The organism is Ideonella sp. (genome assembly GCF_036277275.1).
Taxonomy (GTDB): domain Bacteria; phylum Pseudomonadota; class Gammaproteobacteria; order Burkholderiales; family Burkholderiaceae_C; genus Ideonella.
The window spans coordinates 1-19073 of the sequence record NZ_DASUNH010000129.1 but is presented as its reverse complement, the minus strand read 5'-3'; the positions used below and the strand labels follow the sequence as shown (position 1 = coordinate 19073).

At 66.8% G+C, this 19073-nt stretch carries 18 protein-coding genes; 14 read left to right on the top strand and 4 right to left on the bottom strand.

The window, feature by feature from the left end; all coding sequences use genetic code 11:
• Positions 1-48: 48 nt before the first annotated feature.
• The 14 genes from mpl to VFY73_RS21755 all read left to right on the top strand — a co-directional run bounded on the left by mpl (position 49) and on the right by VFY73_RS21755 (position 14433).
• A complete protein-coding gene (gene mpl / locus VFY73_RS21820; protein WP_329722722.1) occupies positions 49-1422 on the top strand; it encodes a UDP-N-acetylmuramate:L-alanyl-gamma-D-glutamyl-meso-diaminopimelate ligase in 1374 nt (457 codons plus the stop codon).
• An 8-nt stretch (positions 1423-1430) separates the two neighbouring features.
• Positions 1431-2036, top strand: coding sequence for a YqiA/YcfP family alpha/beta fold hydrolase (locus VFY73_RS21815; RefSeq protein WP_329722720.1), 606 nt, complete (start codon positions 1431-1433; stop codon positions 2034-2036).
• Positions 2033-2773 carry a 3-oxoacyl-ACP reductase FabG gene (fabG, locus tag VFY73_RS21810; protein ID WP_329722718.1) on the top strand — a complete coding sequence of 247 codons (741 nt, stop codon included), beginning with the start codon at positions 2033-2035 and terminating at the stop codon, positions 2771-2773. The genes VFY73_RS21815 and fabG overlap by 4 nt, the downstream gene beginning before the upstream one ends.
• Positions 2774-2970: 197 nt before the next feature.
• The gene (locus VFY73_RS21805) at positions 2971-5019 is read left to right on the top strand and encodes a ribonuclease catalytic domain-containing protein (RefSeq protein ID WP_329722959.1); all 2049 of its coding nucleotides are present in this window, start codon (positions 2971-2973) and stop codon (positions 5017-5019) included.
• A gap of 3 nt (positions 5020-5022) precedes the next feature.
• Complete coding sequence (locus tag VFY73_RS21800; RefSeq protein WP_329722716.1) at positions 5023-5904, top strand: TonB family protein; 882 nt, start codon at positions 5023-5025, stop codon at positions 5902-5904.
• Positions 5905-5933: 29 nt separating this feature from the next.
• On the top strand, positions 5934-6800 hold the full coding sequence (gene aroE, locus VFY73_RS21795) for a shikimate dehydrogenase (RefSeq protein ID WP_329722714.1): 867 nt from the start codon (positions 5934-5936) through the stop codon (positions 6798-6800).
• Positions 6797-7588 carry a transglycosylase domain-containing protein gene (locus tag VFY73_RS21790; RefSeq protein ID WP_329722712.1) on the top strand — a complete coding sequence of 264 codons (792 nt, stop codon included), beginning with the start codon at positions 6797-6799 and terminating at the stop codon, positions 7586-7588. Before aroE ends, VFY73_RS21790 begins: the two co-directional genes overlap by 4 nt.
• 13 nt (positions 7589-7601) lie before the next feature.
• Positions 7602-8213, top strand: coding sequence for a hypothetical protein (locus VFY73_RS21785; protein ID WP_329722710.1), 612 nt, complete (start codon positions 7602-7604; stop codon positions 8211-8213).
• Positions 8210-8737 carry a TlpA disulfide reductase family protein gene (locus VFY73_RS21780; protein ID WP_329722708.1) on the top strand — a complete coding sequence of 176 codons (528 nt, stop codon included), beginning with the start codon at positions 8210-8212 and terminating at the stop codon, positions 8735-8737. Before VFY73_RS21785 ends, VFY73_RS21780 begins: the two co-directional genes overlap by 4 nt.
• A gap of 381 nt (positions 8738-9118) precedes the next feature.
• Positions 9119-9586 (top strand): acetyl-CoA carboxylase biotin carboxyl carrier protein, encoded by a 468-nt coding sequence (gene accB / locus VFY73_RS21775; protein ID WP_329722706.1) that lies wholly within the window; start codon positions 9119-9121, stop codon positions 9584-9586.
• Positions 9587-9736: 150 nt separating this feature from the next.
• On the top strand, positions 9737-11086 hold the full coding sequence (accC, locus tag VFY73_RS21770) for an acetyl-CoA carboxylase biotin carboxylase subunit (protein ID WP_329722704.1): 1350 nt from the start codon (positions 9737-9739) through the stop codon (positions 11084-11086).
• Positions 11087-11106: 20 nt separating this feature from the next.
• Positions 11107-12006: a 50S ribosomal protein L11 methyltransferase gene (gene prmA, locus VFY73_RS21765; RefSeq protein ID WP_329722957.1), complete on the top strand. Its 900-nt coding sequence runs from the start codon at positions 11107-11109 to the stop codon at positions 12004-12006.
• A 75-nt stretch (positions 12007-12081) separates the two neighbouring features.
• Complete coding sequence (locus tag VFY73_RS21760; RefSeq protein WP_329722702.1) at positions 12082-13458, top strand: zinc-ribbon and DUF3426 domain-containing protein; 1377 nt, start codon at positions 12082-12084, stop codon at positions 13456-13458.
• Between the two features lie 66 nt (positions 13459-13524).
• On the top strand, positions 13525-14433 hold the full coding sequence (locus VFY73_RS21755; protein ID WP_329722700.1) for a carbohydrate kinase family protein: 909 nt from the start codon (positions 13525-13527) through the stop codon (positions 14431-14433).
• 18 nt (positions 14434-14451) lie between these two features.
• Here the strand turns inward: VFY73_RS21755 and VFY73_RS21750 are convergent, their stop codons facing one another.
• The 4 genes from VFY73_RS21750 to VFY73_RS21735 all read right to left on the bottom strand — a co-directional run.
• Positions 14452-14724, bottom strand: a complete 273-nt coding sequence (locus tag VFY73_RS21750; protein ID WP_329722698.1) for a DUF167 domain-containing protein — start codon at positions 14722-14724, stop codon at positions 14452-14454.
• 228 nt (positions 14725-14952) lie between these two features.
• Positions 14953-15435 carry a histone H1-like DNA-binding protein gene (locus VFY73_RS21745; protein ID WP_329722696.1) on the bottom strand — a complete coding sequence of 161 codons (483 nt, stop codon included), beginning with the start codon at positions 15433-15435 and terminating at the stop codon, positions 14953-14955.
• Between the two features lie 237 nt (positions 15436-15672).
• Complete coding sequence (locus tag VFY73_RS21740; protein ID WP_329722955.1) at positions 15673-16887, bottom strand: ribonucleotide-diphosphate reductase subunit beta; 1215 nt, start codon at positions 16885-16887, stop codon at positions 15673-15675.
• A gap of 212 nt (positions 16888-17099) precedes the next feature.
• Positions 17100-19073: ribonucleoside-diphosphate reductase subunit alpha (locus VFY73_RS21735; RefSeq protein WP_329722694.1), on the bottom strand; the 1974-nt coding region annotated here is incomplete at its 5' end.

The following is a 19073-nucleotide window of genomic DNA, read 5'->3' as shown; positions in this document are numbered from 1 at the left end:
CCCGACGGCCGCGTTGGCCGTCGGGCGCAGCCTAGCGCCTTGTCTTCCATGCACATTCACATTCTGGGCATCTGCGGCACCTTCATGGGAGGCTTGGCCGCGCTCGCACGCGAGGCGGGCCACCGCGTGACCGGGTGCGACGCCAACGTCTACCCGCCGATGAGCGACCAGCTGCGCGCGCTGGGCATCGAGCTGATCGACGGCTACGGCGCCGACCAGTTGGCGCTCAAGCCCGACGTGTTCGTGATCGGCAACGTCGTCACCCGCGGCAACCCGCTGATGGAAGCCGTGCTCGACGCCGGCGCGGCCTACACCAGCGGCCCGCAGTGGCTGGCGGAAAACGTCCTGCGGGGCCGCCACGTGCTGGCGGTGGCCGGCACGCACGGCAAGACGACGACGACGGCGATGTTGGCGTGGATCCTCGACCAGGCCGGGCTGGAGCCGGGCTTTCTGGTCGGCGGCGTGCCGCAGAACTTCGGCGTCTCGGCGCGGCTGGGCGATGCGACGCCCGGCGCCGACACGCCCTTCGTGATCGAGGCCGACGAGTACGACACTGCGTTCTTCGACAAGCGCAGCAAGTTCGTGCACTACCGGCCGCGCACCGCGATCCTGAACAACCTCGAGTACGACCACGCCGACATCTTTGCGGACCTGGCCGCGATCGAGACCCAGTTCCATCACCTGGTGCGCACCGTGCCGGCCAGCGGCCGCCTGGTCGTCAATGCCCGCGACGAAGCGCTGCAGCGCGTGCTGGAGCGCGGCTGCTGGAGCGAGGTGCAGCGCTTCGGCGCACGCAAGGAAGAGCCCGGCGCCTGGCGCGCGCGCGGCGAGCCGCAGGCCTTCGACCTGCTGCGTGGTTCGATGAAGTTGGCCCGCGTCGAATGGCCGCTGCTGGGCGAACACAACCAACTCAACGCGCTGGCCGCGGTGGCGGCGGCCGATCACGTGGGCGTCGCGCCAGAACATGCCGCTGCGTCGCTGGCACGGTTCGAGAACGTCAAGCGCCGGCTCGAGCTGCGTGGCGAGGCCGGCGGCGTGAAGGTCTACGACGACTTCGCCCATCACCCGACCGCGATGCGCACGACCGTCAACGGGCTGCGCCGCAAGGTGGGTGTCGACCGCATCCTGGCCGTCTTCGAGCCCCGCTCGAACACGATGAAGCTCGGCACGATGAAGGCCCAATTGCCGTGGGCGTTGGAAGAATCCGACCTGAGCTTTTGCCACCAGGGCAACCTGGGCTGGGACGCACGTGAAGCATTGGCACCGATGGGCAAGCAGGCCCAGGTCTGCGACTCGATTGACACCTTGGTCAAGGCTGTCGTCAAGGCGGCAAGGCCGGGCGACCATGTGCTGTGCATGAGCAACGGCGGCTTCGGCGGCGTGCACGACAAGCTGCTGGCAGCACTGGCGGCCAAAGGCTGAGCCGCGTGATGGGGGCCATACCGACCCATATCCCGACCCACATCCTGTACCTGCACGGGTTTCGCTCGTCGCCGCTGTCGACCAAGGCGCAGATGGTCGGCCGCTGGTTGGCCGAGCACCGGCCCGAGATCCACTTCTGGTGCCCGCAGTTGCCGCCGTCGCCGCGCGAGGCGATGCAGAGGGTGTTTGAAGGCATTGCCGGCTGGCCGCACGGCACGATGGCGGTAATGGGCAGCTCGCTCGGCGGCTTCTACGCCGGCGTGGTGGCCGAACGCATTGGTTGCCCGGCTGTGGTGCTGAACCCAGCCGTCGACCCGGCGCGCGATCTGGCGCACCACATCGGCGCACAGACCACCTGGCAGAAGCCGGAAGAGCACTTTTACTTTCGTGCCGAGTACGTCGACGAACTGCGCGCGATGACACCGCCCGCGCTGACCCGGCCCGAGCGCTACGCCGCTGTCATCGCCAAGGGCGACGAACTGCTGGACTGGCGCGAGATGACGACCCGCCACGCCGGTGCGCACACGCTGCTGCTCGAAGACAGCGATCATGCCTTGAGCGATTTCGATCAACAGCTGCCGTTCGTGCTGCGCTTTCTTCACCTGATCCCATGAGACTGACCGACAAGATCTGCATCGTCACCGGCGCTGCCCAAGGCATTGGGCTGGCCACCGCGCTGAAGTTCGCCCGCGAAGGCGCGGTCGTCGTGGTCTGCGACCTGAAGCAAGAGGCACTCGACGCCGCCGTGGCGCAGTGCCAGGCCGCCGGCGGCCGCGCCGAAGGCCACCTGGTCGACGTGACCAAGCGCGAGCAGGTCGATGCGATGGTGGCCGCGGTAAAGGCCCGCCACGGCCGCATCGACGTGCTGGTCAACAACGCCGGCATCACCCGCGACGCGCGCTTGCAAAAGATGAGCGAAGCGCAGTTCGACGCGGTGATCGACGTCAACCTGCGCGGTGTCTTCCACTGCGCGCAGGCGGTGGCCGACACGATGGTCGAGCAGGGCCAGGGCGTGATCCTCAACGCCTCGTCGGTCGTCGGCATCTACGGCAACTTCGGCCAGACCAACTACGCCGCCGCCAAGTTCGGCGTGATCGGCTTCACCAAGACCTGGAGCCGCGAGCTGGGCCCCAAGGGCGTGCGCGTCAACGCGGTCGCACCGGGCTTCATCGAGACACCGATCCTGGCCACCATCCCCGAAAAGGTGCTGGGCCACATGCGCGAGCAGGTGCCGCTCAAGCGCCTGGGCCGGCCCGAAGAGATCGCCAACGTCTACGCCTTCCTGGCCAGCGACGAGGCCAGCTATGTCAATGGCGCGGTGCTCGAGGTGTCGGGCGGCATGACCGTCTAGGAATGCAGCCCCCACGCTCCCTTCCGGTCGCTGCCCCCTCGGGACCCCAAGGCGGCTCCTGCAGCGGACCGGCGAAGCCGGATCCGCGCAAGGCCCTTGGTTGGGTCGGCGCCATGCAAGGCGAGCGGCGATAGCCAGCCCGACTGCAACTGATTGACACGGGAAGGCCCCCGCGCTCGGCGACAATCGCCGTCGTGATGTATGCCCTGTTCGATGACGCCGGCAAATTCCTCGCCGGCCGTGTGATGTCCGAAGCCGACAGTTCGATGCAGGTCGAGCTGGATTCGGGCAAACGCGTGAAGGTCAAATCTGCCAACGTGCTGCTGCGCTTCGACAAGCCGCAGCCGGCCGAATTGCTGGCGGCCGCGCATGCGCGCGCGCCAGAGATCGACCTCGACCTGGCCTGGGAATTCGCCCCCGAAGGCGAATTCGGATTTGCCGAACTGGCGCGCGACTATTTCGATGCGAAAGCCGGCCCTGAGCTTCAGGCCGCTGCATTGTTCCGCCTGTTCGAGGCGCCGCACTATTTCCGCCGTGCCGGCAAGGGCTTGTTCAAGAAGGCGCCGGAAGAAATCGTCAAGGCCGCCCTGCTCGCCATCGAGCGCAAGAAGCAGCAGGCCGCGCAGATAGAAGCCTGGGCCGAGGAACTGACCGCCGGTCAATGCCCGGCCCCGGTGCGCGAGCAGCTTTACAAGATACTGTTCAAGCCCGACAAGAACGCGCCGGAGTACAAGGCCGTCGTCGAGGCCGCCAAGCGCAGCCAGCGTGCCCCGTTGGATCTGTTGACCGCCTCCGGCGCGATCAGCAGCCCCTACCAGTTCCACTGGCGCCGCTTCCTGTTCGAGACCTTCCCGAAGGGTTACGGCTTCCCGGCGCTCGAGGCGCCCGCGATCCGCGACGAGCTGCCGCTCGCGCCGGTGCAGGCCTTCTCGATCGACGACTCACAGACCACCGAGATCGACGATGCGCTGTCGGTGCAGGGCCTGGGCAGCGGCACCGTCACTTTCGGCATCCACATCGCCGCGCCGGCGCTGGCGTTTGCGCCCGACTCGGCTTTGGACAAGGTCGCGCGCGACCGCCTGTCCACCGTTTACATGCCGGGCTTCAAGATCACGATGCTGCCGGACTCGGTAGTGCAGGCCTACACGCTGATCGAAGGGCGCGACTGCCCGGCCGTCAGCCTGTACGTCACGATCGACGAGGCCACGCTCGAAGTGAAGAGCAGCGAGACCAGGCTGGAGCGGGTGCCGATTGCCGCCAACCTGCGCCACGACCAGCTGGACGAACACATCACCGAAGCCACGCTGACCGGCGAGGCGCCGGCCGATTACCCGTTTGCGACCGAGCTGGCGTTCTGCTTCCGCCTCGCGCAGTCGCTGAAAGCCATGCGCGAGGTCGTGCGCGGCAAGCCGGAGAACTTCAACCGGCCGGACTACAACTTCCGCCTCGAAGGCAACGACGGCACCGAGCCCGATGGCAGCGAAACTGTGCGCATCACCGAGCGCCGCCGCGGCGCGCCGCTGGACCTGATCGTCTCGGAAGCGATGATCCTGGCCAACAGCCGCTGGGGCGGTTGGCTGGGCGAGCTGGGCGTGCCCGGCATCTACCGCAGCCAGGCCAGCCTGGCGCCTGGCGTGAAGGTGCGTATGGGCGTGAAGCCGGCCCCGCACGCCGGCATGGGCGTGGCGCAGTACACCTGGGCCACCTCGCCGCTGCGGCGTTATGTCGACCTGGTCAACCAGTGGCAGATCATCGCCTGCGCCCGACACGGCCGCACCGCCGCGCTGGCCGCGCCGTTCAAGCCGAAGGACGCGACGCTGTTCTCGATCATCTCCGGCTTCGACGGTGCCTACTCGGCCTACAACGGTTTCCAGAACGGCATCGAGCGCTACTGGGCGCTGCGCTACGTCGAGCAACAAGGGCTGACGGAGCTGGACGCGTCGGTGATGAAAGACGGACTGGTCCGCTGCGACCACCTGCCGCTGGTCTTCCGGGCGCTCGGCACCGACAGCCTGCCGCGCGGCACCCATGTGCGGGTGCGCGTGACCGGCATCGACCTGCTGACGCTGGACCTGCACGCCAGCCTGGTCGCCCGCCTGGATGACGGCGCGGCCGAAGAAGCCGTGGCCGACGAAGAAGGTGAAGGCGAAGAGACCGAGCAGGCCGCCGCTGGCGCGCTGACGCTGGCGATCGACCTCGCCGATGGCAACGACGAAGCGCCCGGCGCCGCGCCGGCCGCCACCTGACCGATGCGCTGGCTCGATTCGCTCAAGGCCCTGCCGCTGACGGCGTTGCACTGGGCGCTGATCGCCTCGGCAGCCGTGCACGGCGTGTTGCTGACCGTGCGCTTCGTCGATCCCGAGGCCTTCAACCGTGTGTTCGAAGACACGCCGCTCGAGGTCGTGCTCGTCAATGCACGCTCGGACGAGGCGCCGCTGAAGGCCCAAGCCATCGCGCAGGCCAGTCTGGCCGGTGGCGGCGAGGCCGAGAAGGGCCGCGCGACCTCGCCGTTGCCGCCGTCGGCGATCACGATCACCGGCGACGCCGAAACCGACGCGACCAAGCAGGTCGAGCAGATGCAGGACGTGCAGCAACAGCTGCTGGCCCAGATCCGGCGCGAGATGGCGTTGCTGCCACCGCCCGACCCAGCGCGGCCGATCCAGAGTCGCGATGAAGCCGAGCGCGAGGAGCGCCGGCGCCAGCTGCTGCGCATGCTGGCCGAGATCGAAAAGCGCATCAACGAAGAGAACGCGCGACCGAAGAAGCGCTACATCAGCCCGTCGACGCGCGAAGAGGTCTATGCGCTGTACTACGACGGCTTGCGCCGCAGGATCGAAGAGCGCGGCACACGCAACTTCCCCGAGTACAAGGGCCAGAAGCTGTACGGCGAGCTGACGATGAACCTGACGATCGACTCGCGCGGCCGCGTCGTCGAGGCCGAGGTCGTCAAACCCGACAAGTCGGCCGAATTGAACCGACGCGCGGTCGCCATCGTCCATGCGGCGGGCCCGTTTGGCCCGTTCACCGACGCGATGCGCCGCCAAGCCGACCAGATCGTCGTGACCTCGCGCTTTCGCTTCACGCGCACCGAGGGACTCGAAACCACGCTCAGCAACGCCACGCCGCGCTGACGCGACCTGCGCGGCTCCTCGTACCGACCATGGCCTCGTCGTCGACCGCTCTTGACCGCTACGCCGTGCTCGGCAACCCGGTGGCGCACAGCCGCTCGCCGGCGATCCACGCAGCCTTTGCCGCCGCCACCGGGCAGCGGCTGAGCTACGAGCGGGTGCTGGTGCCGATGGATGGTTTCGAGCAAACGCTGCGCGCCTTCGCCGCCGAAGGGGGCAAGGGCTGCAACGTCACGGTGCCGTTCAAGTTCGATGCGTTCCGGCTGTGCCCTCGGCACACCGAACGCGCCGTGCTGGCCGAGGCCGCCAACGTGGTCCGCTTCGACGCCGGGGGCTGGTGGGCTGACAACACCGATGGCGTTGGCCTGCTCACCGACATCGAACGCAACGCGGGGCAGCCCATCGCGGGCCAGCGCGTGCTGCTGATCGGTGCCGGTGGCGCATCGGCCGGCGTGCTCGGGCCACTGCTGCAGGCGGCCCCCGCCGAGGTGGTGGTCGCCAACCGCACCGTCGAACGCGCGCAGGCCTTGTGCAGCGGGCACCAGCCGCTCGCGACCAGGCACCAGGTGGCGCTGCGGGCCAGCGGCCTGGCCGATGCGGGCGCGGGCTTCGACATCGTGCTCAACGCCAGCGCCAGCAGCCTGGCCGGCGACTCGGCCCCGGTGCCGGCCAGCGTGTTGCGCCCCGGCACGCTGGTGGTGGACTTGATGTACGGCCCCGCCGCCGCCGGCTTTCTGCGCTGGGCTGAAGCGCATGGGGCGCGCACACGTGATGGCCTGGGAATGCTGGTCGAGCAGGCGGCCGAAGCCTTTGCGCTGTGGCGCGGCGTGCGGCCGGCCACCGCACCGGTGCTGGCAATGCTGCGTGAGCAACTCGCGCGCGAGGCCACGCAGCCATGAGCGCAGCGCTGCGGGCCCTGGGCCGGCTGTTCACGCTGATGGTGCTGTGCGGCATGGCACTGCAGCTTTACTTCGTCGCCCGCATCGCGTTGATGACGGTCATGGCCCCCGAGTCGACCAGCTTCCAGCGCAGCGAAGCCTGGCGCCTGCTGACCGAGAAGCACAAGCTGCTGTGGTCTCAGCAATGGGTCGACGACGGCCGCATTTCGCCGCACCTGAAGCGCGCGGTGATCGCCAGTGAAGACGCCGGCTTCAATGACCACAGCGGCGTCGAATGGGACGCGATCGAGGCCGCGTACGAAAAGAACCAGAAGGCCGAGGCCCGCGCCGAGCGCATCAACGAACAGCTGGAAAAGCGCGAAGCCAAGCGCGCCCAGGCCGGCAAGCCGGTGGCCAAGCCGGCCCCGCGAGCCACCGCCAAGGTCATTGGCGGTTCGACGATCACCCAGCAGCTGGCGAAGAACCTGTTCTTGTCCGGCGAGCGCACTGCCGCCCGCAAGGGCCAGGAGATCGTCCTCGCGTACATGCTCGAGGCGGTGCTCGACAAGCGCCGCATCTTGGAGATCTATCTGAACAGCGTCGAATGGGGCGAAGGCGTCTTTGGCGCCCAGGCGGCGGCGCGCCACTACTTTCGCGTCGATGCGGCGCAACTCGGCGCCTACCCCGCCGCGCGCCTCGCGGTGATGTTGCCAGCGCCCAAACGCTTCGAGAAAAACCCCGGCTCAGCGTATGTCAGCGGCCGGGCAGGCACCATCGTGGCCCGCATGGGCGACGTCGATCTGCCCTGAGCCAATCCACAGCATGCCCTCCAACGACGACCTCACCGCCGAACTCTGCGCTCGCGCCGCCCGCCTGGTGGTCGAAGAAGGCCTCGACTATGCCGCCGCCAAGCGCCGGGCGCTGCGCGACATCGGACCGCAGGCCGGCCGCGGCGCCACGTTGCCGCCGAATGAACAATTGGAAGATGCCGTGCGCGAGCACATCGCCCTCTTCCATGCCGACAGCCAACCCGTCGAACTGGCGGCGCTGCGCCAACTGGCCCTGCGCTGGATGGACAGTTTGACCGAGTTCCGCCCCCATCTGGGCGGCGCCGTCTGGCGCGGCACCGCCACCCGGTTGTCGCCGGTGTTGATCGATCTGTATTGCGACGACGCGAAAGCCGCCGAGATCGAATTCCTGAACCGCGGCATCACCTTCGACAGCCACAGCGAGCCGGGCGATGAAGAGACCGTGCTCTCCGTCGAGGCCCGTTGCCCCGAGCTGGGAGAAACGGTGAGCGTTCACTTTATTGTTCACGACCACGACGAACTGCGTGGCGCTTTGAAGCCCGATGCGCGCGGACAGACCTGGCGGGGCGACGCCGCTGCGCTGCGGCAACGGTTGCAAGAGGGTGCGCAAGGAGATGCCCGATGACACCGGTCGCCCGCCGCAGCCTCTTCGCATTGGCTGGCGCCGGGGCGCTCGCGGCCGGCCTGGGCTGGCGCGCCTGGCATTCTTCGAACGGCCCTGCGGACAGCGACGCGCTGGAGGACTTCTGGGCCCTGGAACTGCCCACGCCCAGTGGCGCCAGCATGGCGTTGCGCTCACTGCGGGGACGGCCGTTGGTGGTCAACTTCTGGGCGACCTGGTGTCCGCCCTGCGTGAAGGAAATGCCTGAGTTGGACCGGTTCGTGCATCGGTTCGGCGGCCAAGGCTGGCAGGTGCTGGGCGTGGCGATCGATCAGGCCGCTCCGGTCCAGGCTTTCCTGAAGCAGACGCCGGTGCGCTTTCCGATCGTGCTCGCCGGCACCGAGGGCCTGAGCTGGGTCCGCCGCCTTGGAAATCCAGCCGGTGGTCTGCCGTTCACTGTTCAATTGGGGGCGGACGGTCTGGCCCTCCGCCGCAAATTGGGGTCAACCACCTTTGACGAGCTGGCCGGCTGGGCCCGGGCAAGCTGAACACTGAGCGAGCGACGCGCGAACGCGGTAACAAAGGGTTGCCACCCGCCCCGAGGCCTGTCAATAGGTTGACGCCACTTTATTTTGAGCCTAGCTGCTTCTAAGTGAGGTCAAAAGGCGTAAAGTTCGCGTCTTCGAAAAACGGCAGGCGGCCCCTTGGGCTGCACAGCAAGCCAGGAATGCCTGTTCTTGACCTTCGCGCGCCGAATCAACCTGCGTTGGGCGCCCTGACCTGCTGGGGCGAAATCTGTGGTGATTCGCCGACGATCAGCGCTGAACGGCGCGGGATCGCCGCATGCCACACTGGGCCGGGGCCAGACCCCCGATTCAGCCCGCCTCCACCCCGCGCCCGCGACGAAACCTCTGCTGGAGACTGACCCCATGGACCTTCGCAAGCTCAAGACCCTGATCGACCTGGTCTCGGACTCGAACATCGCCGAACTCGAAATCACCGAGGCCGACGGCAAGGTTCGCATCGTCAAGTCGGGCGGGGCCGTCATGGCCGGACAGGCGCCGATGATGATGGCGCCGCAAGCCGCCGCGCCAGTGATGGCTCCGGTGGCGGCCACGACCGTGGCGGCACCGGTGGTCGAAGCCGCGCCGGCGACGCCAGCCGGCTACATCGTCAAGTCGCCGATGGTCGGCACCTTCTACGTGTCGTCGACGCCTGGCGGCAAGCCGCTGGCCGAAGTGGGCACCGTCGTCAAGGAAGGCGATGCCGTCTGCATCATCGAAGCGATGAAGATCATGAACGAGATCGAAACCGACAAGGCCGGCACGATCACCCAGGTGTTGGCCCAGAACGGCCAGGCGGTCGAGTTCGGCCAGCCGCTGTTCGTGATCGAGTAAGCGGTCACGGCCCATGTTCAAGAAAATTCTCATCGCCAACCGAGGCGTTCGCGCGCAGCGCGGGGGAGCCCTCATGTGCGCCCGCGCACGTGAGGAATCACCAAATTGCCCGGCGGGCGCAGCCCGCCAGGGCGGTTGAGCCGAGGCACCATGTTCAAGAAAATTCTCATCGCCAACCGAGGCGAAATCGCCCTTCGGATTCAGCGCGCCTGTCGTGAGATGGGCATCAAGGCGGTCGTCGTCTATTCGGAAGCCGACCGGGATGCCAAGTACGTTCGGCTGGCCGAAGAAGCGGTGTGCATCGGCCCGGCACCGTCCGGCCAGAGCTACCTCAACATGCCGGCGATCATCTCGACCGCCGAGGTGACCGACGCCGAGGCCATCCACCCGGGCTATGGCTTCCTGTCCGAGAACGCCGACTTTGCCGAGCGGGTCGAACAAAGCGGCTTCACCTTCATCGGCCCGACGCCCGACTCGATCCGCACCATGGGCGACAAGGTGGCGGCCAAGCAGGCGATGATCAAGTCCGGCGTGCCGTGCGTGCCGGGATCGGAAGGCGCGTTGCCGGAAGATCCGAAGGAGATCACGAAGATCGCCCGCGCGGTCGGCTACCCGGTGATCATCAAGGCCGCCGGCGGCGGTGGTGGCCGTGGCATGCGCGTCGTGCACACCGAGGCCGCATTGATCCACGCGGTGCAGACGACCCGCGCCGAAGCGGGCGCCGCGTTCAACAACTCGGCCGTCTACATGGAGAAGTTCCTCGAGAACCCGCGCCATGTGGAGATCCAGGTGCTGGCCGACGAACACAAGAACGCAGTCTGGCTGGGCGAGCGCGACTGCTCGATGCAGCGCCGTCACCAGAAGATCATCGAGGAAGCACCCGCGCCGGGCATCCCGCGCCGCGTGATCGAAAAGGTGGGCGAGCGTTGCGCCGCCGCCTGCAAGAAGATCGGCTACCGCGGCGCCGGCACCTTCGAGTTCCTGTACGAGAACGGCGAGTTCTATTTCATCGAGATGAACACCCGCGTGCAGGTAGAGCACCCGGTGACCGAGCTCGTGACCGGCATCGACATCGTGCAGATGCAGATCCGCGTCGCGGCCGGCGAGAAGCTGCCGTTCACCCAGCGCCAGATCGAAATGCGCGGCCACGCGATCGAGTGCCGCATCAACGCCGAAGACCCGTACAAGTTCTTCCCGTCGCCAGGCCGCATCACGATGTGGCACGCGCCGGGTGGCCCGGGCGTGCGTGTCGATTCGCATGCGTACACCAACTACTTCGTGCCGCCGAACTACGACTCGATGATCGGCAAGATCATCTGCCACGGCGACACCCGCGAGCAGGCGCTGGCGCGCATGCGCACCGCGCTGCTGGAAACGGTGGTCGAAGGCATCCAGACCAACATCCCGCTGCACCGCGAGCTGATGGTCGATGCCAACTTCATCGCCGGCGGCACCAGCATCCACTACCTGGAAGGCTGGCTGGCCGAGCACCGGCGCTGAAGAAGGCGGTTGACGTGCCCATGTATGAGTTGAGCCTGAGCGCGCCGCAGGCGCTGGTGGAGCCGGTGTCCGACGCACTGATGGACGAGCTGTCGGCGCTGTCGGTGTCGGTTGAAGACGCCGATGCCGACACCGACGCCGAGCGCGCGTTGTTCGGCGAACCCGGCATGCCGGCACCGCAGCCGGGCTGGGAACGCTCGACGCTGAAGGCGCTGTTCGACAGCGAGGCCGCGGCCACCGATGCGATGACGCTGCTGCTGGCTCAGGACTGGGCCCAAGGCCTGGCCGTGCAAAGCCTGCAGCAGGTGCAGGAGCAGGACTGGGTTCGGCTGACCCAATCGCAATTCGCACCGGTCGAGATCACCCCCAGCTTCTGGATCGTGCCGAGCTGGCATGAGCCGCCGGCTGCGGCCGAGCACGTGATCCGCCTCGACCCGGGCCTGGCCTTTGGCACCGGCACGCACCCGACCACCCGCATGTGTCTGCGCTGGATCGCACGGCACAGCGCCGAGACGGCCGGCACCCGCGTGCTGGACTATGGCTGCGGCTCGGGCATCCTGGCCATCGGTGCCGCGCTGCACGGTGCCGCCGCGGTGGACGCCCTCGACATCGACCCTGCCGCCGTCGAGGCGACAAGCTACAACGCCAGTGCGAACGGCGTGGTGCTGCAGGCCGGCTTGGCAGACCTCGCGCAAGGTCGGTACGACATCGTGCTGGCCAACATCCTGGCCACCCCGCTGAAGCTGCTGGCGCCATTGTTGTGTGGCCATCTGAAGCCCGGTGGCCACTTGGTGCTTGCCGGCATTCTGGAGCGGCAGGCGGACGAGCTGACCCAAGCCTACGCGCCCTGGTGCGACATCCAGGTGCTGGACCAAGAAGACGGCTGGATCCTGATGGGCGGGCCCGGCCGCTCGTCCTGACGTGGGTCGCCGTCGATCGCGCGAACCCCACGTTCGCGGGCTGAAGCGTGTCCAGCCCATGGCATCATTCCTCGCATGAGCCTGGCCACACGTTGCCCCGCTTGCAGCACGGTGTTCCGTGTGCTGCAGGACCAGCTGCGCGTGTCCGAAGGCTGGGTCCGCTGCGGCCAGTGCCAAGAAGTCTTCAATGCGCTGGAGACACTGTTCGATCTGGGCACGCCGGTGGAAGCAGGCAGCGCGGCAAGCCCACCGCAGGCGACCTTTGCACCGCCGCCGCCCGAGCCACCGAATTACGCCCGCTACGCACCGCCCCCCGCGCCACCGGCCGTCTCGCCACCACCGCCTGTGGCGGTAGCTGCGACGGCGAGCGTCGTCGACGAGCAGCCGGACTTCGCGCCAACGGCACCGGCCACCGTTCCACCGGACGACCCATTCAGCGACATCGACACCTTCACGGTGCTCGACGACGGGGACAGCCTGGGCGGCATCGTCGCGGACCAACCATTGCCCGAGGACGACTGGCATTCGCTGTCGCCGCCACTGCCACCGGAAGACGAAGAACCGGCCGACCTTCGAATCCCGCCGGCAACGACGGGCACGGCATCGGCCCCGTCCGCCTCGGAGAGGGTCGATTCTTTCGCCGCACCTGCCACGCCTTCGCCGGCCCGCCCCGCGCCCCCTGCAGCGAGAGTCAGCCAGGACTTTTTCAACGACGAAGTCGACACCGTCTCCGCGGCCGCGTTCGATGTCGCGCCCGAAGAAGACGAGCCTGAAGCGCCCACGCCTTCACGCTTCATCGGCCCGATGCCCGATTGGGCCCGCACGCCCACGCGCGAGCGACGGAGCAAAAAGAGCAAGTCCAAGCGGTCGTATGGCGCCGATGCCGAAGGGCTGCATGCCCAGCCTCACCAGAGCGGCCATGCCCACCGCAAAAGACGCAAACCCCAGTTTGTTCGCCAGGCCGAACGTGCCGCTTTGTGGCGCCGCCCCGTCGTGCGGGTGGTGCTGGGTACCGGCGCGCTGGCCTTGACCGCACTGCTCGTTGCCCAGTTTGGCTACCACTACCGTGAACCGTTGGCCGCCCAGGTGCCGGCGCTGGCCCCGGCCCTGCACGCCGGCTGCGACTGGCTGCAGTGCAAGATAGGTGCACCGCGCGCGATCGAACGCATCCGGCTCGATGCCAGCGACCTGACCCGCACCGACCAGGAGCGGGTGCTGCGCTTCACCGCCGACCTGCACAACACCGCCGAATACCCCGTGCGTGCGCCAGCCCTGGATGTGAGCTTCACCGACGCGCTGGGCCGCATCGTCTCACGCAAGGTGTTGCTGCCGGCCGAGCTGGGTGCGCGCAGCGAGTCGATCGCGGCCGACGCCCAGTGGCGCATCGACGCCCGGCTGGCCGTCGGCGAACTGCAAGTCGCCGGCTACACGGTCGAAGTCTTCTACCCCTGAGTTCTCACTGACCGGGTCCGCCGCGCCGGCCTCGTCGCCCTTTTTTCATTTCACCGGTACAACACCATGGCCTGTCTCGTCAGCGGCTCGCTTGCCTTCGACACCATCACCAATTTCCCGGGGCGCTTTGCCGAGCAGATCATGCCCGAGCAGGTCCACATCCTGAATGTGTCGTTCCTGGTGCCGACGCTGCGGCGAGAGTTCGGCGGCTGCGCCGGCAACATTGCCTACACGCTGGCCGCGCTGGGTGGCGAAGCGGTGGTCGTGGCCGCGGTCGGCAATGACGGCGAGGCCTACCTCGATCGCCTGCAGCGCCTGGGCATCGACACGAAACAGGTGCTGCAGGTGCAAGACACCTACACCGCGCAGGCGATGATCATCACCGACGCCGACAACAACCAGATTACCGCCTTCCACCCCGGCGCGATGCAACAGGCCCACCTGATCGGCCTGCCCGAGCGCGACGACATCCGCATCGCGATCATCGGCCCGGACGGCCGCGACGCGATGCTGCGTCGGGCCCGCGACCTCGCCGCGGCCAAGATCCCGTTCGTGTTCGATCCGGGCCAGGGCCTGCCGATGTTCGATGGCGATGCGCTGAAGGACTTCATCGCACAAGCGACCTGGGTGGCGGTCAACGACTACGAAGGCCGGATGCTGTGCGAACGCACCGGCGAATCGCTCGAGAGCCTGTCGCGCTCGCACCTGAAGGGCGTGATCGTCACGCTCGGGCCGGACGGCTGCGACGTCTGGGTGCAGGGCCGATGCGAACGCGTGCCGGGTATCGTGGCGACGGAGGTGCTGGATCCGACCGGTTGCGGCGATGCTTTCCGCGGCGCGCTGCTGTTCGGCCTGGAGCGCGGCTGGCCGCTGGCCGATTGCGTCAGGCTCGGCAACCACCTCGGCGCATTGAAGATTGCTCAGCGCGGTGGGCAGAACCACCAAGTCGACCGCAGCGCGCTCGGCGTCGCCTGACGCCGCAACGGCGGCGCGCTATCCGGTCGCGCCGTCGAGCCGCATTTCCAACCAAGCCCGCACGACCACCAGCGGAGCATCGATCTCGACCTGCTTGTGGCGCGCCGCTGCGCCGCGGCGCAAGCGTACCGCGCGTTTGGGCAAGCCCAGCTCTTTGGCCAACCAGGCGGTCAAGGCCACATTCGCTTGCCCGTCGATCGGCGGCGCAGCGAGTTTGAGACGCAAGGCCCCCTCGAGCAAACCGACAACTTCGGTCTTCCTCGCGTTCGGCTGAACAGCCAGCGTCAGCACGCACAAGCCGACCGAGACCTCGCGCAGGCAGGGCGGGCCATCCGTGCCAGCCGCTGCAGTAGCCGCAGGGTGATCGTGTCGAGTGGGTGGCTTGGGCACGCGTCAGACGAAACAGAACGAGCGATCGGCCGGATCGGGTGGGTGCGCCCTGCCGGGCGCACCAAGAAAAAGCCCGGCCGAAGCCGGGCTTGTTCAAAGCCGGGGCGCCACCAGGGCGCCCCACATCGCTCAGGGCTTGTTGCCCGTCGGGAACGGCCAAGCGGCCGCGGGGCTCAGCGCCGTTTTTGCTGCAGGGGCCGCAGGGGCAGCAGGGGCAGTGGGGGCAGCGGGCTTCTTGGCCGCCGCCTTCTTTGCCGCCGGCTTCTTGGCAGCCGGCTTCTTCGCAGCAGCGGCCTTCTTCGCCGGTGCAGCCTTCTTCGCAGCAGCCTTCTTCGCGACCGGCTTCGGTGCAGCCTTCTTCGCGACCGGCTTCTTCGCCGCGGCCTTCTTCACTGCGGCCTTCTTCGCCGGTGCCGCCTTCTTCGCCGGTGCCGCCTTCTTGGCGACCGGCTTCTTCGCTGCGGCCTTCTTGGCCGGCGCCGCCTTCTTGGCGACCGGCTTCTTCGCGGCGGCCTTTTTGGCCGGAGCGGCCTTCTTCGCCGGAGCCTTCTTGGCCGGTGCAGCCTTCTTCGCCGGGGCTTTCTTCGCCGCAGCCTTCTTCGCAGTTGCCATTTCAATCTCCTTGATCAAGTTGCAAAAAACACCGGGCTGCTCGAGATACAGCTCGGCGATTCATCGCTGTGGGCCGCTCCTGTCACGGTCTAAAGGCCGTTTCAGGCTGCCCCCATCCGATGAATGGGGTGTCGGCTCGCCGCTTCGCTTCGTGGTGGCAAAGCTGGCGAACCGAGGATCTTGATCTCTCACACTGCTGAAACGAAAGCTCCGGCGCTTCGATGGCGCCGTAGGCTGTCAGTCCCAGCTCAATGCGCCACCGGATTGGTACTCGATGACGCGGGTCTCAAAAAAGTTGCGTTCCTTCTTCAGGTCGATCATTTCGCTCATCCACGGGAACGGGTTTTCCTCGTTCGGGAAGAGCGCCTCGAGGCCGATCTGCGTCGCACGCCGGTTGGCGATGTAGCGCAGGTAGCCCTTGAACATCGATGCATTCAGACCCAGCACGCCACGCGGCATGGTGTCTTCGGCGTAGCGGTACTCGAGCTCGACGGCCTTCGTGAACAAGCCCTTGATCTCGGCCTTGAACTCGGCCGTCCACAGGTGCGGGTTCTCGAGTTTGATCTGGTTGATCAGGTCGATGCCGAAGTTGCAGTGCATCGACTCGTCGCGCAGGATGTACTGGTACTGCTCGGCCGCACCGGTCATCTTGTTCTGGCGACCCAGCGCGAGGATCTGCGTGAAGCCAACGTAGAAGAACAGCCCTTCCATCAGGCAGGCAAAAACAATCAGGCTCTTCAGCAGCGTCTGGTCGGCCTCGGGCGTGCCGGTGACGAAGTGCGGGTCCATGATCGCGTCGATGAACGGAATCAGGAACTCGTCCTTGTCGCGGATCGACTGGACCTCGTGGTACGCGTTGAAGATCTCCGACTCATCGAGCCCCAGCGACTCGACGATGTACTGGTACGCGTGCGTGTGGATCGCCTCTTCAAAGGCCTGGCGCAGCAGGAATTGGCGAGCTTCGGGCGCCGTGATGTGGCGGTAGGTGCCCAGCACGATGTTGTTCGCGGCCAGCGAATCGGCGGTGACGAAGAAGCCGAGGTTGCGCTTGATGATGCGGCGCTCGTCTTCGGTCAAACCATTCGGATCTTTCCAGGTCGCGATGTCGCGCGACATGTTGACCTCTTGCGGCATCCAGTGGTTCGCGCAAGTGGCGAGGTACTTTTCCCAAGCCCACTTGTACTTGAACGGCACCAGCTGATTCACGTCGGTCTGGCCGTTGATGATGCGCTTGTCGGCAACGTTGACGCGGCGGTCATGGCGCGCGGCATCGGATGCAATGGCCTTCACCGCACCTGCCGCCGACGACATCGACGTCGTCGCGGTCACGGGAGCAACTTGAAGAGGTGACGGGGTCACGGGCTGCAGGCCGCGAGGCTCGAAAGCGGGCTCGGGCGTGAAGCGATTTGCAGGTGTCTGCGGGGCGCGGAGGTCGTCTTCCCAGACCAGCATGTGCATGTTTCCTATGGGTCGCGATTATCGGAGTGTTGTGTTCAAACACCAAGCACTTCTTGACATTGAAGCCGTGTCGTTGTTGCAGCTGTGCATCGCATGCAGCACATCAACAAGCGCGTTCGCATCACACACGCGCGCCATCACGATGGTGATGGTGCGCATGTGTTCGATGTGATGCGAAGCCTTCACGTCGAGGCTTCAGCGGGAGCTCACTGGCAGGCTTCGCAGGTCGGGTCATCGACGCCGCAGAACTTGATGTCGGTGGCCGGTTGCGCAGCGAGCATTGCCTGCGCTTGTGCAGCGACTGCATCGAGCGCCGACATGCCTGCGCTCGATGCGCCGCTCATGCCGCCACTGCTCGGCACCGAGTTCATCTGACCTGCGGCGACGGTCGATTTCTCGGCATGCGTGGCACCCACCGTGCGCAGGTAGTAGGTGGTCTTCAGGCCACGCAGCCACGCCAGCTTGTAGGTGTCGTCGAGCTTCTTGCCCGACGCGCCGGCGATGTAGATGTTGAGCGACTGGGCCTGGTCGATCCACTTCTGGCGGCGCGCTGCCGCTTCGACCAACCACTGGGTCTCGACCTCGAAGGCGGTCGCGTACAGCGCCTTCAGTTCCTCCGGCACGCGGTCGATGCGGCGCAGCGAACCGTCGTAGTGCTTGAGGTCCATCACCATCACGCTGTCCCACAGGCCGAGCTTCTTCAGGTCGCGCACCAGGTACTCATTGACGACCGTGAACTCGCCCGACAGATTGGACTTGACCGACAGGTTGCCGAAGCAAGGCTCGATCGACGCGTCGACGCCGATGATGTTGGAGATCGTCGCGGTCGGCGCGATCGCCACACAGTTACTGTTGCGCATGCCGTGCGTGGCGATGCGCTGGCGCAGCGCGTCCCAGTCCATGCTGGTGCTGCGGTCGACCTCGACATAACCGCCGCGTTGCTCGGCCAACAGGTCCAGCGAATCGATCGGCAGGATGCCACGGTCCCACAGCGAGCCGCGGTAGGTCGAGTAGCGGCCGCGCTCGGCGGCCAGCTCGGTCGAGGCCCAGTAGGCGTAGTAGCAGACCGCTTCCATCGAGCGGTCGGCAAACTCGACGGCGGCCTCGCTCGCATATGGCGTGCGCAGTTGATAGAGGGCGTCCTGGAAGCCCATCACACCCAGGCCCACCGGGCGATGGCGCAGGTTCGAGTCGCGCGCCTTCTTGACCGCGTAGTAGTTGATGTCGATGACGTTGTCGAGCATGCGCATCGCCGTGGCCACCGTGGCTTTCAGCTTGGCGTGGTCGACCGCGCCGTCCTTCAGGTGCTGGGCCAGGTTGACGGAGCCGAGGTTGCACACCGCGATCTCGTCCGGGCCGGTGTTCAGCGTGATCTCGGTGCACAGGTTGCTCGAGTGCACCACGCCCACATGCTGCTGCGGCGAGCGCACGTTGCAGGCGTCCTTGAAGGTGATCCAGGGGTGGCCGGTCTCGAACAGCATCGAGAGCATCTTGCGCCACAGGTCCTTCGCCGGCATGCGCTTGAACAGCTTGATTTCGCCGCGGTCGACCTTGGCTTCATAAGCCGTGTAGGCCTTTTCGAACTCGGTGCCGATCTTGTCGTGCAGGTCCGGACAGGTCGACGGCGAGAACAGCGTCCAGTCGGCACCTTCCATCACGCGGCGCATGAACAGATCCGGAATCCAGTTCGCGGTGTTCATGTCGTGCGTGCGGCGGCGATCGTCGCCGGTGTTCTTGCGCAGCTCGAGGAACTCTTCGATGTCCAGGTGCCAGGTTTCCAGGTAGGCGCAGACGGCGCCCTTGCGCTTGCCGCCCTGGTTGACCGCAACCGCCGTGTCGTTGACCACTTTCAGGAATGGCACCACACCTTGGCTCTTGCCGTTGGTGCCCTTGATGTACGAGCCCAGCGCGCGGACGTTGGTCCAGTCGTTGCCCAGGCCGCCGGCGAACTTGGACAGCAGCGCGTTTTCCTTCAGCGCCTCGTAGATGCCGTCCAGATCGTCGGCGACCGTCGTCAGGTAGCAGCTCGACAGCTGCGAGCGGCGCGTGCCGGCGTTGAACAGCGTCGGCGTCGACGACATGAAGTCGAAGGTCGACAGCACGTTGTAGAACTCGATCGCGCGCGTTTCGCGGTCGATCTCGTTCAGCGCCAGGCCCATCGCGACGCGCATGAAGAAGGC

Coding starts and splice junctions, on each gene's coding strand:
- mpl (WP_329722722.1), top strand. CDS start 49: ATGCACATTCACATTCTGGGCATCTGCGGCACCTTCATGGGAGGCTTG.
- VFY73_RS21815 (WP_329722720.1), top strand. CDS start 1,431: ATGGGGGCCATACCGACCCATATCCCGACCCACATCCTGTACCTGCAC.
- fabG (WP_329722718.1), top strand. CDS start 2,033: ATGAGACTGACCGACAAGATCTGCATCGTCACCGGCGCTGCCCAAGGC.
- VFY73_RS21805 (WP_329722959.1), top strand. CDS start 2,971: ATGTATGCCCTGTTCGATGACGCCGGCAAATTCCTCGCCGGCCGTGTG.
- VFY73_RS21800 (WP_329722716.1), top strand. CDS start 5,023: ATGCGCTGGCTCGATTCGCTCAAGGCCCTGCCGCTGACGGCGTTGCAC.
- aroE (WP_329722714.1), top strand. CDS start 5,934: ATGGCCTCGTCGTCGACCGCTCTTGACCGCTACGCCGTGCTCGGCAAC.
- VFY73_RS21790 (WP_329722712.1), top strand. CDS start 6,797: ATGAGCGCAGCGCTGCGGGCCCTGGGCCGGCTGTTCACGCTGATGGTG.
- VFY73_RS21785 (WP_329722710.1), top strand. CDS start 7,602: ATGCCCTCCAACGACGACCTCACCGCCGAACTCTGCGCTCGCGCCGCC.
- VFY73_RS21780 (WP_329722708.1), top strand. CDS start 8,210: ATGACACCGGTCGCCCGCCGCAGCCTCTTCGCATTGGCTGGCGCCGGG.
- accB (WP_329722706.1), top strand. CDS start 9,119: ATGGACCTTCGCAAGCTCAAGACCCTGATCGACCTGGTCTCGGACTCG.
- accC (WP_329722704.1), top strand. CDS start 9,737: ATGTTCAAGAAAATTCTCATCGCCAACCGAGGCGAAATCGCCCTTCGG.
- prmA (WP_329722957.1), top strand. CDS start 11,107: ATGTATGAGTTGAGCCTGAGCGCGCCGCAGGCGCTGGTGGAGCCGGTG.
- VFY73_RS21760 (WP_329722702.1), top strand. CDS start 12,082: ATGAGCCTGGCCACACGTTGCCCCGCTTGCAGCACGGTGTTCCGTGTG.
- VFY73_RS21755 (WP_329722700.1), top strand. CDS start 13,525: ATGGCCTGTCTCGTCAGCGGCTCGCTTGCCTTCGACACCATCACCAAT.
- VFY73_RS21745 (WP_329722696.1), bottom strand. CDS start 15,435: ATGGCAACTGCGAAGAAGGCTGCGGCGAAGAAAGCCCCGGCGAAGAAG.
- VFY73_RS21740 (WP_329722955.1), bottom strand. CDS start 16,887: ATGCTGGTCTGGGAAGACGACCTCCGCGCCCCGCAGACACCTGCAAAT.